The sequence below is a fragment of the Moraxella sp. I5G genome, assembly GCF_055193055.1.
The window spans coordinates 13,101-28,503 of the sequence record NZ_JBUXLH010000010.1; the positions used below are offsets into that span (position 1 = coordinate 13,101).

15 protein-coding genes are annotated in these 15,403 nt (G+C 29.6%); 14 read left to right on the forward strand and 1 reads right to left on the reverse strand.

Annotation, left to right across the window (positions count from 1 at the left end; all coding sequences use genetic code 11):
* Nucleotides 1-219: 219 nt before the first annotated feature.
* The 13 genes from ACZBKJ_RS06590 to ACZBKJ_RS06650 all read left to right on the forward strand — a co-directional run bounded on the left by ACZBKJ_RS06590 (nucleotide 220) and on the right by ACZBKJ_RS06650 (nucleotide 14,115).
* Complete coding sequence (locus ACZBKJ_RS06590; RefSeq protein WP_463200178.1) at nucleotides 220-642, forward strand: hypothetical protein; 423 nt, start codon at nucleotides 220-222, stop codon at nucleotides 640-642.
* 101 nt (nucleotides 643-743) lie between these two features.
* Nucleotides 744-1,415, forward strand: coding sequence for a hypothetical protein (locus tag ACZBKJ_RS06595; RefSeq protein ID WP_463200179.1), 672 nt, complete (start codon nucleotides 744-746; stop codon nucleotides 1,413-1,415).
* 27 nt (nucleotides 1,416-1,442) lie between these two features.
* A complete protein-coding gene (locus ACZBKJ_RS06600) occupies nucleotides 1,443-3,008 on the forward strand; it encodes a hypothetical protein (protein ID WP_463200180.1) in 1,566 nt (521 codons plus the stop codon).
* A gap of 5 nt (nucleotides 3,009-3,013) precedes the next feature.
* On the forward strand, nucleotides 3,014-3,628 hold the full coding sequence (locus ACZBKJ_RS06605; RefSeq protein ID WP_463200182.1) for a phage adaptor protein: 615 nt from the start codon (nucleotides 3,014-3,016) through the stop codon (nucleotides 3,626-3,628).
* Nucleotides 3,628-5,796 (forward strand): portal protein, encoded by a 2,169-nt coding sequence (locus ACZBKJ_RS06610; protein WP_463200183.1) that lies wholly within the window; start codon nucleotides 3,628-3,630, stop codon nucleotides 5,794-5,796. Before ACZBKJ_RS06605 ends, ACZBKJ_RS06610 begins: the two co-directional genes overlap by 1 nt.
* Nucleotides 5,783-6,109 (forward strand): hypothetical protein, encoded by a 327-nt coding sequence (locus ACZBKJ_RS06615; protein ID WP_463200185.1) that lies wholly within the window; start codon nucleotides 5,783-5,785, stop codon nucleotides 6,107-6,109. Before ACZBKJ_RS06610 ends, ACZBKJ_RS06615 begins: the two co-directional genes overlap by 14 nt.
* On the forward strand, nucleotides 6,102-7,085 hold the full coding sequence (locus tag ACZBKJ_RS06620) for a hypothetical protein (protein WP_463200186.1): 984 nt from the start codon (nucleotides 6,102-6,104) through the stop codon (nucleotides 7,083-7,085). Before ACZBKJ_RS06615 ends, ACZBKJ_RS06620 begins: the two co-directional genes overlap by 8 nt.
* A gap of 11 nt (nucleotides 7,086-7,096) precedes the next feature.
* Entirely contained in the window at nucleotides 7,097-8,254 is a 1,158-nt protein-coding gene (locus ACZBKJ_RS06625) for a N4-gp56 family major capsid protein (protein ID WP_463200187.1), read from the forward strand.
* A 50-nt stretch (nucleotides 8,255-8,304) separates the two neighbouring features.
* Complete coding sequence (locus tag ACZBKJ_RS06630; protein WP_463200188.1) at nucleotides 8,305-8,805, forward strand: hypothetical protein; 501 nt, start codon at nucleotides 8,305-8,307, stop codon at nucleotides 8,803-8,805.
* A gap of 2 nt (nucleotides 8,806-8,807) precedes the next feature.
* Nucleotides 8,808-9,941, forward strand: a complete 1,134-nt coding sequence (locus ACZBKJ_RS06635) for a zinc ribbon domain-containing protein (RefSeq protein ID WP_463200189.1) — start codon at nucleotides 8,808-8,810, stop codon at nucleotides 9,939-9,941.
* Nucleotides 9,942-9,989: 48 nt separating this feature from the next.
* Nucleotides 9,990-12,032, forward strand: a complete 2,043-nt coding sequence (locus ACZBKJ_RS06640; RefSeq protein ID WP_463200190.1) for a hypothetical protein — start codon at nucleotides 9,990-9,992, stop codon at nucleotides 12,030-12,032.
* Nucleotides 12,033-12,043: 11 nt separating this feature from the next.
* The gene (locus tag ACZBKJ_RS06645) at nucleotides 12,044-12,559 is read left to right on the forward strand and encodes a hypothetical protein (protein WP_463200192.1); all 516 of its coding nucleotides are present in this window, start codon (nucleotides 12,044-12,046) and stop codon (nucleotides 12,557-12,559) included.
* 2 nt (nucleotides 12,560-12,561) lie between these two features.
* Nucleotides 12,562-14,115 (forward strand): hypothetical protein, encoded by a 1,554-nt coding sequence (locus tag ACZBKJ_RS06650; RefSeq protein ID WP_463200193.1) that lies wholly within the window; start codon nucleotides 12,562-12,564, stop codon nucleotides 14,113-14,115.
* Nucleotides 14,116-14,152: 37 nt separating this feature from the next.
* On the opposite strand, the gene ACZBKJ_RS06655 is transcribed toward ACZBKJ_RS06650, so the two are convergent.
* Nucleotides 14,153-14,848, reverse strand: coding sequence for a hypothetical protein (locus ACZBKJ_RS06655; RefSeq protein WP_463200194.1), 696 nt, complete (start codon nucleotides 14,846-14,848; stop codon nucleotides 14,153-14,155).
* A gap of 244 nt (nucleotides 14,849-15,092) precedes the next feature.
* Between ACZBKJ_RS06655 and ACZBKJ_RS06660 the strand changes: the two genes are divergently transcribed.
* The gene (locus ACZBKJ_RS06660; RefSeq protein ID WP_463200195.1) at nucleotides 15,093-15,359 is read left to right on the forward strand and encodes a hypothetical protein; all 267 of its coding nucleotides are present in this window, start codon (nucleotides 15,093-15,095) and stop codon (nucleotides 15,357-15,359) included.
* Nucleotides 15,360-15,403 lie beyond the last annotated feature (44 nt).

Sequence of the window (15,403 nt, forward strand, 5' to 3'; positions counted from 1 at the left end):
CCACAAAAGCGTACGAAGTACGCTTTATTACCTTATAAGGTAAGTTACTCTATAATTAATATAACGTTATGTATATTTTTATTGTTATAAGTGATTGATTTTATTATATAAATAAAAAGAGATTTATACCGTAATTAGTATAAATCTCTTTGCTTTTTTACCACATTTGGTATAATTTTCTTTACTTAATCAACTCCAAACCAACTATGGATAACGCTTATGATACAACCTAAAGCCAAAAATATCAATATAGAATTTGAGACAGTAAGTTATATGCGTAAAAGACGTAAGATAAGAGTTCCTATGTATAGAATGATTTCATTAAGTGGTGAGTATAAAGACAGTGAATATACAACACAACAGGGTAAAGATTTATTGGTTACTTTATCTGGTTTATCTTCATTGGCTTTTAGAACATTTGTAGAACTTCATCAATGTTATTCTTCTTCTACTGGTTTTAGTGTAGTGGTTAGTTCCAATAAAACCAATACACAGAAAAAAGATTTTAGTAATGGATTTAAAGAATTAAACCAAGCTGATATAGTTAAAAAATATAAAAAACTAACTTATATACTTAATCCAAGAATGTACATTAATCCACAACAGTATGATGATTTATGTTCTTTATGGGATAGTATCTAATTGCTTCTGTAATGCCTTGTGTTGGGTTTTAGAAATAAAATGGTGTAATTGTATATGCTGATATATAATGTTTAACTACAGCGTTTATATGAGTATATACAATGATTTCACAAGAAGTATTACAAAGATGTTTACCAAAGAAATATAAAGTAAACCAAGAATTATTAGATAATATCAGTCAAGTTTTATCTGAACCAGAATTATTTGATACCTATAGAGAAAACTTTATAGGCTATATGGATATATTAAATGATGGTAAATATAAAATTAAAGATTATATTAGTGCTGTTAAATACTGTACGCATAAGTTAATGGGTCATAGTAATATTGATAGCTTTATTAAAACATTTCCTGATAGATACCAAGCTATGCTAAATAAAGGGTATCCAGTTAAAGATATTAATAGTTATGTAACGGTTTATAATAAATCAAAGTTAGTTACTAAAATATTAGAACAAGCTATGATACCTACTTGGATTTTAAACCAAGATTTATATCAAAAAGCAATTAATGTACAAGCAGATTTAATGATGAATGCACAGAGTGAGAAAGTTAGGAGTGATTCAGCAAATAGTTTATTAATACATTTAAAACCACCAGAAGTAAGGAAATTAGAATTAGATATTGGTGTTAAAAAGAATGATGATATAGAACAGTTAAGATTGATTACAGCAGAACTAGCAAGCCAACAAAGAAGATTAATACAAAGTGGTGTTAGTAATGTTAAAGATACTTTAGAAACCAAATTAGTTATTGAACATAAAGAGATTTAAAATAATCTCTTTTTTATTGGTTTAATTATGAAAGTAAGTGAGTATTTAGCTAAAGTAAACTATAAACTAGATGATACTTATGTTCCTAGTGAGTTTGCTATTGAGTTTGTAAATTTTATTAAATTGGTTAATGGAAATGAAGGTGAAGAAAATAAAACACCTGTTATCCATTATAAAATGTTAGACAGTATGGTTTCAGATGACACTCAAATTGCTAATATGATTTTTCGTGGAGCTAGTAAAAGCACTCTTTTTGGTGAGTATTTATTTCTATATTTGGGTGTTTTTAATTGTTTACCTAATTTTGGTAAAGTGGATTTAGCAATTTATGTTACTGATAGTATTGATAACGGTGTTAAATCTATGCGTAAAAATATTGAGTATAGATGGGAAAATAGTGAATTTTTAAAAAAATATATACCAAAAATAAAATTTACAGACATTCGTTGGGAGTTTACTAACTTATCTGGTGAGAGTTTTATTGTTAAGGCTTATGGTAGTAAATCAGGTATTCGTGGTACTAAAGAAAAAGGTAAACGACCTAGATTAGCAGTCTTAGATGACTTGGTTAGTGATGATGACGCTAGAAGTCCTACTGTATTACAGAGTATCAAAGATACAGTACATAAAGCAGTAGAGTATGCGTTACACCCAACTAGATTTAAAAAGATATGGTTAGGTACACCATTTAATGCAAATGACCCTTTATATGAAGTAGTAGAGAGTGGTGCTTGGAAAGTAAATGTATTTCCAGTATGTGAAAGATTTCCTTGTAGTAAAGAAGAATTTAAAGGAGCTTGGGAAGATAGATTTACTTATGAATTTGTTAAAGAAAAATATGAAACAGCATTAGCACTGGGTAAAGTTGATAGTTTTTACCAAGAACTTATGTTACAGATTTTAAGTGATGATGACAGATTAATTTTAGATAGCGATATACAGTGGTATAACTCAACACATTTATTAGATAAACAATCTAGTTTTAATTTTTATATTACAACAGATTTTGCTACATCAGAAAAACAATCAGCAGATTATTCTTTTATATCTGTTTGGGCAGTAAATCATAAAGGTTTTTACTTTTGGGTTGATGGTATTTGTGCAAGACAGACAATGGATAAAAATATTGATGACTTATTTAGACTGGTTTCACAATATAACCCACAATCGGTAGGTATAGAAATATCAGGACAACAAGGTGGATTTATAAGCTGGATACAAAGAGAAATGTTTGATAGAAACATATTCTTTAATCTGGCTTCAAATAGTAAAGATGGAACACTTGGTTTAAAGCCAAACAATAATAAGTTAGAAAGATTTAACTTAGTTGTACCTGATTTTAAGTTAAAAAGATTTTACTTTCCTTTTGATAAAAAACATACAGTTGCTTTAAAAGAATTAATGACTGAAATTAGTGAAGCATCTGTAGCAGGGTTTAGGTCTAAGCATGATGATGGGTTAGATACTATAAGCCAGTTAGCAATGATGACTATATGGTTGCCAAGCCAAGAAGTAAAGTTTAAACAAACTAACCATATCTGGGATATACAAGATATAGTAGAAGAAAATTATTTAAACAGCTATATAGTGTGATTATTATGAAAATATCTACAATTTTACAAGCATTAGCTACAGGTGAATTATCTAACCTATTCTTAGCTAATGACAAGCTAACAGTTAAACCAGATAAATTAGATAGAGTATTAGCAACTATTAATCTTGGTTTAACAGACATCTATACTAGATTTTTCTTAAAAAGAAAATCAGTTATTGTTACTCTACAAGAAGACCAAAGATACTACACGATTAACCAAGAAGATTTAATTGAAATAGTTCAAATCAATTCACAAGGTTATGAATTAACCCTTAATGTTGATTACACATTAATTAATTATAAAACTATTCTATTACATTCAATAAGTAACAACTCAAGTGTAGAAGTTATATATAGAGCCAATCATAAAGAAATTACTAAACAAGATATAGAAAATGATACCAACATAGAGTTACCTACATCTCATTTAAATTTATTACTTTATTTTAGTGCTAGTAGGTTATATACGTCTATTGTTAATCAATTAGATGGTGATTTAAATGAGAGTGTTAGATACACTCAAAAGTATTTAGAAGAACTTAGTATGCTAACAAATCAAGGCATAGATGTTGATAATTTATATGAGAATAGTTTATTTAAACAAAGGGGATTTATTTAATGGATAATTCTGTATCTACTGGTTTAACTGACTGGCTTTATGAACCTGATTTAAACCAATTAAAAGCTGATTTACAGCAAGCTAAACAAAGCCAATCAAAACACATTGCTGATATTAGTTATTGGGAAAAATTATACAATGCCCCTAAGTTTGGTAATGAAAGCCATAAAGGAAGTAGGATTAATCCAAAATTAATTAGGAAACAAGCTGAATGGGCTATACCTGCATTATCTGAACCATTTCTATCTACTAATAATTTATTTGAAGTTAAACCTATTACCTTTGATGATGTTAATAGAGCTAAACAGAATGCTCTTATTCTTAATAGACAGTTTAACACCCAAATCAATAAGACTAAATTAGTTGATGATATTATCAGGCAATTAGTTAAAAAAGGTACTGCTATTGTTAGATGTGGTTGGGAATATCAAGAAAAAGAAGTTATTGAAGATATTGAACAGTTTGAATATACCCAAGTACAAGACCCTAACTACCAACAAATACTACAAAGTAAGTATCAAGAAATCCAAGCAATACAACAACAAGAACCAGATACCTATGAACAATTACCTAGCGATATTAAAGCAGGTTTTGAGATGAGTTTAGAAAAAGGTATTTTACTTGAAGCTAATTCTCTTGGTTTTAAAAAGGAAAGAATAACAAAACCAATAGTTAATAAACCAACTGTAGAAGTTTGTGATATTAGAAATATCTATATTGACCCAACTTGTAAAAGTAATTTAGATAAAGCACAGTTTATTATACATGGTTATGAAAGCAGTCTATCTGATTTAAAAAAATCTGGTAAATATAAAAACTTAGATAAATTAACACAAAGTATTTACAACAATGATGATAGTTATTCTGGGCAAAGTGAATTTAAATTTACAGATAAAGCTAGAAGAAAATTAATTGTTTATGAGTATTGGGGTTATTGGGATATTGATGGTAAAGGTATGACAACTCCTATTGTTGCTACATGGTGTAACGATATTATGTTGTCTATTCAAGAAAACCCATTTCCAGATAGTAAACCACCTTTTGTTATCTTTAATTATTTACCTGAAGAAGATAGTTTGTATGGTATTCCTAATGCAGAATTATTAGGGGATAACCAAGAAATTCTAGGTGCAATTACACGCGGTATGATTGATTTAATGGGTAAGAGTGCTAACAGTCAAACTGGTTTTGCTAAAAATTATTTAGATGCAACTAATAAGACAAAATTCCTAAAGGGTATGGATTATGAATATAATCAAGGATTTGACCCAAGAGTGCATGTATATACCCATAAATACCCAGAAATTCCTAATAGTGCCTTACACATGGTTCAGATGATGAATAATGAAGCTGAAAGTTTATCTGGTGTTAAAGCATTTAGTGGAACTGGTATTAGTGCTAGTAATCTTGGTGATGTTGCTGTAGGTGTTCGTGGTGTCTTAGATGCCGTATCTAAAAGAGAAATGAGTATATTAAGACGTATTTCACATGGTTTTAAGATACTGGGTCGTAAGATAATGAGTATGAACAGTGTTTTTCTATCAGAGCAAGAAATTGTACGAATTACAAATGACCAATTTATTACCGTAAGACGTGATGATTTACTAGGTGAATTTGATGTTAGTTTGTCTATATCCACTGCTGAAGCTGATGAAGCTAAAGCCCAAGAACTAAGTTTTATGTTACAGACCATAGGTAATACATTAGGTCAAGAAGTAACTCAAATGATATTATCTCAAATTGCACAATTGCGTAAAATGCCTGATTTAGCTAAAGCTATTGAGAATTACAAACCAGAACCAAATGAGTTAGAACAAAAACTACAAGAATTGGAAATAGCTAAACTAGAAGCACAAATAGCATTAATACAGGCTGAAGCTAAGGAAAGAGAAGCCAAATCACAAGTACAATCAGCTAAGGTAAGTGTTGAACATGCTAAAGCAGAAAACTTACAAGGTGAAGCGGATAGTAAAGCATTAGATTTTCTTGAACGTGATAGTGGCATACAACATCAAAGACAGTTAGAAAAGCAAGAGTTAATTAACACTGGTTTAGATAGTGTTGAAAGATTAAAGGCAGATAACAAACTACAGTTAGAAAACCAAAGACAAGAACAACAATTAATTAATAAGTTTTTAGATAAGGAATTAAATAATGATTTCTTATAATGATGTTAAACAAGATAAAGAATTACTTGAACTAAATATAAAACTATATGATAGTTTAAAAAAATTATCACTTAATACAGATTTTATATTAGTATTTAAAGAGTATTACTGCAAAGACTATGTATTACAGTTAGTTAGTAAACTCAATGAACATAGTGAAGATACTACAGAATACAGAGACATTGTAAGACAATTATCTGCTATTAGTAGTTTCCAAAACTTTATAAGTAATGTAATAACCAATGGGGCAATGGCAAGACAAGCATTAAGTGAGTTATTAGCTATCCCTGAAAGTGAGATTATATATGACTGATTTATATACCCTAAGCGATGATGAAGTGCTAGCCAATGACTTTGAAACCAGTGTTGAAGAAGAAACAACAGAAACTACTTCAACAGAATTAGAAGAAACTACAGTAGAAGAAACTACTACTGATGATAATTCTGAAGCAAACTCTAAAGAGAATATAGATAAAGAAAGTCAAGCTGAAGAACCAGAAGAGCTTACAGTACCTGACTATGAAGCATTCTACAAAACTATGACTAAGCCATTTAAAGCCAATGGTCGTGAAATACAAGTAGAAAATGCTGATGATGCAGTTAGATTAATGCAAATGGGTGCTAACTATTCTAAAAAGATGGAACAGTTAAAACCTAAACAAGCATTATTAAAAGTGTTAGAAGAACATAATTTAGATAATAAAGAACAATTAGGTTACTTAGTGGATTTGGTAAATAAAAAACCAGAAGCTATTGCTAAGTTAATTAAAGAAAGTGAAATTGATTTATATGATTTTGACACTGAACAAGCTAATGAATATAAACCTACACTGGATTTACAAGAACCTACTTTATTTGAAAATGTGTTATCTGATGTTTTACTAACTAACCCAGAAATGAGTACAGTGATGGAAGATATTACATCATGGGATAATTTCAGTAAACAAGCTATTTATGGTGAACCAAAAATTATTACAGCTATTGCAGAACAAAAAGCTAATGGTATGTATGATAAGATTATTAACTACATAGACAATCAAAGAATGTTTGGTCGTATGCTTGATATACCTTATTTACAGGCTTATAGTGAAGTAGAAGCAATGTTATTAGCTCAAGAGACTAAAACCAATACAAATACTTTCACTGCACCTAGACCAAATAAACCAAATGTAGATAATAATACCCAAAAGAAACAAGCTAGTTTACCTAATAATAGTACAACAGTACATGAACAACCTTTTAATCCATTAACAGTATCTGATGATGAGTTAATGAAACTTCTTATTTAAGGATTTATATTATGACTATGACTTATGGTGATGGTACACAAACACTTGGTGCAGACCAAATTAATAAACATGCTTATGAACGTAAAGCACTTATTGAAGCTATCCAAGAGAGTTACTTTGGACAGTTAGCTGATGTAAAAAATATGCCTAAGAATCAAGGCAAAGCCATTAAACAATATCGTTATCTTCCTGCTATTGATGACCGCAACCGTAATGAAATGGGGTTAGATGCTTCTGGTGCTAAATATGCCAATGGTAACTTATACGGTTCATCTAAAGACGTTGGTTTAATTACGACTAAATTTCCAGTGCTAGGTGAAGCAGGTGGACGTGTAAACCGTATTGGTTATACTCGTGTTGAACTAACTTCTAACTTACAAAAATTTGGTATGTTTCATGAATACTCAGCAGACTTAGAACGTTTTGATTCTGATGTTGAGTTAGTAGCAAATATTAACCGTGAACTCATGAACGCATCTGTTAAAGTTTATGAAGATAAACTACAAGTAGATTTACTTACAAATGCTGGTTTGGTTAAGTATGCAGGTACTGCTACTCAAATGGCAGAATTAACAGACACTATGGAACTTACTTATGGTGATTTAGTTAAATTAGGTATTGATTTAGATAAAAATAAAACACCTAAACAAACCAAAATCATTACTGGTACACGAATGATTGATACCAAAACCATTCCTGATTGTCGTGTTGCTTATGTTGGTTCAGAACTACTACCAACTTTGGAGGCTATGAAAGACTATCATAATATGCCTGCATTTATTCCTGCACATAAATATGCTTCTGGTACTACCCTACTAAAAGGTGAAGTAGGTCGTATTGCTGGTTTTCGTATTGTGGTAGTTCCTGATATGCTTAGATGGGCAGGTAAAGGAGCTAATGCTACTAACAATGCTTTTTACAAAACCAATAACAAATATGATGTATTTCCTTTCTTAGTTGTTGGTGATGAGTCTTTTACTACAGTTGGTTTTCAAACTGATGGTAAATCTCAAAAGTTTCATGTTATTCACAAAAAACCAAGTGAAGAAACTGCTAATAAAAATGACCCATACGGTGAAACTGGTTTTAGTTCTATTAAATGGTTCTATGGCTTTATGCCACAATATGTAGAACGTATCGCTGTTCTTAAAGTAACTGTTAAAATGTGATTAATAATTACCCTAGTTTAATCTAGGGTAATTCTGTTTGGAGAAACACTATGACTGACACTAATAACACAAATGATTTAAGTTCTTTAAAAGAACAAGCAGATATGTTAGGGATTGAATATCCTAAGAATATTACTGCTAATAGATTAAAAACATTAATTGAGAATTTTGAAAGCCAAGAAAGTGAAAATGATATTTATAAAAAGTTAGAAGAAGATAACTTAAAATTAGTTAAAGTAATTATTACACCTAATGACCCAATGAAGCGTAATATGCAAAATGAACTTTTTGCTGTAGGTAATGCTTATTTAGGTACAATTACTCGTGTTATTCCATTTGGTAAAGAGTGGTTAATTGAGAATATTCTTTATAAGATGATTAAAGAAAAAGAATACCAATATTTAAGCACTCGTACAGATAATTCAGGAAAAGAAGTTGTAGAAAGTATTATGCTACCTGCTTACAACATTCAAGAACTACCACTACCTACTAAAGAAGAAATTGAAGAATTAGCTAAAGTGCAACAAGCTAAAAACAGTTTAGGAGATTAATTGTGGTAACTATCAGTAGTACTAGTGTTCAAAATGGTTTTAATATTGATGAGTTTACCACTGGTACTATTGACGGTACTGGTGTTTTTGACACAATGTTAAAAACAGTTAGACTGCATTTACATCAAGAGTATGAAGCAGAACGTATTAGGGGTACAGACTATGCTAACGCTTATATTAATCTTATTAGTGCTGTATTAGATAAAGCCAGTGATTATGCTTTAAGTAAAGCTAAGATTGGCTTAGAAATGCAGTTATTAGAAGCACAAATACAAAAGTTAGCAACCGATACAGTAGTAGCCACTAAACAAGGTGGTTTAATTGATGCTCAAATATTCACAGAAGTAGCACAAGCAGAGAAACTAAACCAAGAGATAGAACACAAATTACCAAAAGAACTTGCACTATTAGAAGCCAATATAGCTGATGTTAGACAAGGTACTGCCATCAAAGAGAAAGAAATTGATGTTATGACTGCTAATATAAGTAATATTAGTAAAGATATTGCTTCTAAAGAGTTTGATTTAATTCATTTTAAACCAGCACAAATAGAAAATATGCGAAAGCAAACTGAGTTATCTCAAGCAAATATTGATACTATTAACAAGGATATTAGTTTAAAAGAGTACGAATTAAAGCACCTTAAACCAAGTCAGTTAGCTCATAGTGAAAAAGAACTTCAACTTAAAACACAACAATTAGAGTTAGCTAAAAAAGATGTAGAAGTTAAAACACACCAAATTAAACTAGGTGAAAAAGACATAGCAATTAAAGAACAGCAACTAGCTTTAGCTAGATATGAATTAGATACTAAAGCACCTTTAGAAGCTAAACAAATACAAATGCAAGCAGATTTGTATGCACAAAAAGTAGTTACTGAAAAAGCACAAACAGATAGTACAGTTATTGGTGATAATTCTGTTATTGCTAGAAATAATGCAGTATTACATGAACAAGCAATATCTTATAAAAATGATGCTAAAATTAAGATGACTAACATATTAGTTGATACTTGGAAGATTAGACGTAATGATGACCCTGATGAAGCACCAGTAACAGAAACCAATAAACTAAATGACCCTACTATTGGTAGAGCAGTAAGCCAAGTGTTACAGAGTGTTGGAATAACCAACTAAATTAAAAAGAGTTAGAATAATCTAACTCTTTTTTTTATTGGATTAATTATGGGTACAGATATACATGACCAAAGTTTTAATCAAAGAATGTTATCAGATGAAAACTTTAAACCAAGTCATAAACAAAGTGTTAGCAGATACTTATGGGATAATGACAAACAAGAACTATCAGAATATTTAATAGAAGGAAGACAACATTCATTACCTAAAAAACTAAAAAAGGTTGTTAAGTGGTGTCATAAAAATTATCCGAATGCTATACCTAAAGCTAGTTTCACCCAACAACTAGGTGTTAATATTAATGATATAGTGTCAAGGAATTTAAATCAATCTAAAAAGTTTACCATTACACATTCATTTTTTACTTTAGATTTATCTGATATTTTTATGGACACTTGGTTTGTTTTATTAAACAAATATGGGTATAACAGTGAAACAAACCAACTAAAAGAATTAGATAATGCTTATTTAAAAGAAGTTAGATTTCAACTAACTAAAAATCAAAGAAACCAAAGCATACCTTTTAACTATAATACTTATTTTGATAGAGAATTAGATATTAATAGAAAAGATAATATTACTGTATCAGATGTACATGAAATTACTTTAGTCTATGCTAAAGACAAAGATAATGAACAGTCTATCAAATTAGATATTACACTTGATAATAACAGTTACCTTTATGCTAACTACATTATGGATAATCAGTATTACTGGTTTAAAAAGAAAATATCTGATGATGTTATAGTAAAGAGATTATATGATGGTAAGTTTTATCCTAGACTTTATATAAGAGCAAATTTTGCAGATATATTAAACCATGATGAAAAAACTAAAACTAAAATAACAGAACTTTTTAAACAACTTAATTTAGATTTAGACGAAGTAACTAAGCAGATTCAAAAGAATATGGGTGATGGTTATCAACATGTTGCTTATATGTTTTTAAACTTCAGTATTAATATAGATGAAATAAACCAATCAGATAAAGTAATTTTAGAGTATCTTTTTAAATTTTTAACTAAAGCACACAACACTGTAGAAGATAAACGTTCAGTAACACTTAGACTAGATGATGATTTCATAATTAGTAGTAGTAGTGTTGTAGGCTTAACAAAAGAAACCAAACAAGGAAAGTTTAAAGAACTTAAAGTAGGTGAATATTATTTTAAATATGAAGAAGATAAAATAAATGTTTTACAATCTAAAAAATACTATCGTCTGGTTTATCAACAAGAAACAGACTATATAGAATTTATTTTTAATTACTTTGGTGGTTCTACAATAAACACATACACTTTAGGTGGTTATTTACCTGACCATATACCCCTAGATATGGATATTATTGCTCAATTAAACCATAAGGAACAGGAATACCTATTACATAAAAGTTTTCATATCATGATTTATATGAGACAGTGGGTTAAAACTAAATGGTATCAAACCAAAGCATTCAGAAATGTTTTACAAACTATTACCTTTGCTATTAGCATTGCAGGTTCACCTTTAGCAGGTTCAGTTGTACAGTCTTTAAGAACAATTTTATTTAGTGTAGCAAAGAGTTATTTAGTCAAAATGGCTTTACAACAAACAGTTAAGCTAGTTGTTAAAGTGTTTGGTTTAAAAGAAGATGTAGCAAAAGTTATTTTAGTTGTTGGTGCAATTCTGTTTAAAGCAAAACAAAATAACTGGGATTTCACTAAATTATTAACTGCACCTAATTTGATGAAATTTGTTAATAAATCTTTTGACGCTTACAATAGTAAATTAATTACAGAGACTAAAGACATCATACAACAGCAAAATGAATTTAACACAATCCAGAAAAAACAATCTGAATTATTGGCTTCAAGACAAAAACTATTGCTTACTAAAGTCTATAATCCACAAGATGAATTACTAAGAAGTAACTATACAACTACTGTAGATGTTTTTGAAACTGTAGATATGTTCTATGCTAGACACTTTGGTTTTAATGTTGTAGATATTAGTCATGGTTTGATTAGCAATTATGTAGAAATGACTTTAGCTAATAAACAAGTGCAACAAAAACCAAGTGAATCTATAGACGATATTTTATTAATCAATTAGAGAGTATATTTATGACTGAACAACTAAACTGGAATAATCCAAATTATGAAATGATTGCGCCTGATACAATCTTTCAAACCATTACACCTGATAGTCCTTATTATTACAATCCTACTGGTTTACCTAGTAAAAATACTGTAGGTAATTTATTTACTGGTTTTCAAAGTAAATTAAATAATTATATTCAAAACCAAAAACAAGACCCATACAGTCTTTACAATAGGGGTTTAGAAGCTAAGAATCAAGCGTTAGATGGTTGGGGTAAGTTACCCATTACAGATAGAGCTAACTTAGTTCTAGGTACTGTAGGAACGCTTGTAAATGCTTATAACGCACATAAGACCAATAAGCTAGCAAAACAACAGTTAGAACATCAAATTAATAATAGCAACAGAAATTGGGATATACAGCGTAAAATGACTAATAGTCAATTAGAAGATAGACAAATTAGACGTGTAGAAGAAGCTAAAGCTAATGGTAGAACTACAATGTCTGTTGGTGATTATATGAGAAAATACGGAGTATAGTTATGGCTAGAGTAGTTGGATTTAATCCAGTACCTCAAACAGATTTTAGTAATGGTAATGGTTTACTACAGCTTGCAGAGCTACAAAGACAAAATACCTTTAAATCGGCTGAAGATACCTTAAATCATTTTAGTAAAGCAGTTAAAGATAAAAATACTGCTTTAGTTCAGAATTTTATAAATCAATTTAAACCAGAAGAATTAAACACAGATACTACCAAACAAAGTATTAATAACTACATTAATCAGATGAATAAAGATACTGGTAACATGGTAGATAACACCATTTATAAGTATTTAGATGATAGAAAAGATACGTTAAATAAGCGTATTGGTGATGAGATTACCAATACAAATAATACTGCTATTGCTTCTATGAACAACATTAAAGCTAAAGAAAACCAAGAAAATTATGACAGTAATTTACTGGGTTCTTTGTCTTATATCGCTAATAACAGTACCAACCAAGATGAAGCTGATAGTGCTAAGTTGGCTTACGAACAAAATGTAGCTAATGCTAATGCTAATGTTCGTGTAGGGGCTTTACTAAGCAGTATGGGTTATGATACTAAGTATAACCAAGCTCTAGCTAATCAGATTAATTCTGTAAAACCAATGGTTGAAAATCAACTATCTTATAATTTTGACCAAAGTATGCGTTATAAAGATGTTCTTACTAATCCAAATAGCACACCAGAACAAAGAGAAGAAGCAAGTAAAGAGATTGAATTACTTAATACAGATACTGCAAGACTAATTACAGAATATGGTGTTCATCCCGAAATCTCTCAAAGTGTTTATAATGCAGTTGCTAAAGCATATGAATCTTATAAAGATAAAAGAGAACAGCAAGTATTTCTAAATGGTATAGAAAAACAAAAGGCAGATATAGCACAACAAAATGCTGAAACCAATAATTTAAAAGCTAGTGCTGATATGGTTCAACAGAGTGCTAAATTTAATACCGAAACCATTAATGCTAGAGCTAAAGCTATTGGTTTACCTGATGGTTATGGTAATGTGTTAGTTAATCCAGATGGTAGTATTAATATACCTAAAGGGTTAAATGAATTATCACAATTTATTTATAAAACCAATAACAGTCAAAATCAAGATATACCTAATGATGAGTTTTCTAGGTGGTATTCTAAGAATGTTGTAAGTAATTTTGATAAGTTACCAAAAGATGTTCAAAAAACATTAAAAGACTTACCAGTATTCTTTGATAAACATAATGTTTCTAATGCTGAAAAACAGTACATAATTTCCCAAGCATTGTCAGGAAATTACCAAGACACAGATTGGTGGGGTAATAATACTTTTGAAAAACTTGATAAAGGTCTAACTACTTTTAGAGATAACAATAGACAAAAAAATGAAAGAAGTAACTTAAATAATGTAATGAATCGTATTAATATTATGGCTAGTGCAGAGAACTTATCAGATGAAGAATTTGCTATGCGTTATGCTAAACCACTAAAAGAATTGGGGGTATATCCAATGTTACCAAAAAAACTACAATTTGTTATAGATGGTGTATCTTATAATAAGAAGTAGAATAATAAAACCAAGTCATTGACTTGGTTTTATTTGGTTAAGATTTTTGAATATAATCGTAATCATCAAATGTATTTAGAAAATCCATTCTATTTGTCATAAACATAATAAACCAATATAACGAAACACATACAGCACTAAAAAATGCCCCTAAAATATCAAGCATACCATAAGCCACTAAAATAGTTAAAGCACTAATATTAGCTAAGACAAAGGGTTGTAGAAAATAAGTATCCTTAATGAAGAGTAAACTTACCACCAAAACAATCATAATAACTATACTAAAACTTATCAGATGATTTTTGTCTGCTTGTACTTCTACTGTAGTTACCTTTTCTATTGTTATAGGTTTGGGTTCTTCATAATATGATGTAAAAGTCATATCATTTGGATTTCTTTGTTCAGGTTGATGTACTCCCATGCTTTTTAGTCTTTGGTTTATTTTATCCCTAGCTCTATCAAGCCGAGCATTATAATCCTCTTTCCCTTTTAGGTTTGTTGTAACTTGTGTATTAGTAACCGTTCTTTGTATTATTGGGTCGCAGGTATTTTCGTTTATGTATATGCAATGAGTATGCTGATTTATTGCTGATTCTTGTTGAGTGTTTTCTAGTTCAGATGTTGTATTTGTTGTTATATCTTCTGTTGTATTTTCAGTGATTGTAGGTTTAGTTAGTAAGGTATCAACAGTTTCGTCTAAGGTTGCATTACTAGATGTTTCAATGTCATTCATTTCAATTTCTTCATTTACTATAAAACCACACAAAGTGTGGTTTGTTGAAAGTGTTAATTTATCATTTACTATCTATTCACAGAACCGCACAGAGTGCGGAACAAGTATCTAATAATTAACTATTTTAAATAAGGGTAGCATAGAAACTTATCTTGTCAAATTTTAAATTTTTATAGTAAGTATTTTTTAAATTTATAACTAATAATACAGATATTTTATATAATCATAGATTTAGAGTTTATTTATGTACATCACTCAAAAAACTAAAACAGTTATCCTTACAGGGGTATTATTTAGTATGTTTAGTTTAGGTTTGCTAATCCCTTTGGTTTTGTTGTTTTGGCTTAACTATTGGGTTCAAAAGAACAATCCTAGAAGTAGTCGTATGCTTATTATGTTTGATAATTTTGTTCGTTTTGCTTTATTTTTGGGTATGATGTTATGTATCCTTTATGCTTTAGAAAATGGTTTGGATATTGTAAGTAGAGAAATGGTAAGACATAATTTTTAACGTTTTAAATAAAAATAATATACACTTAATGCGAATTAAGTGTT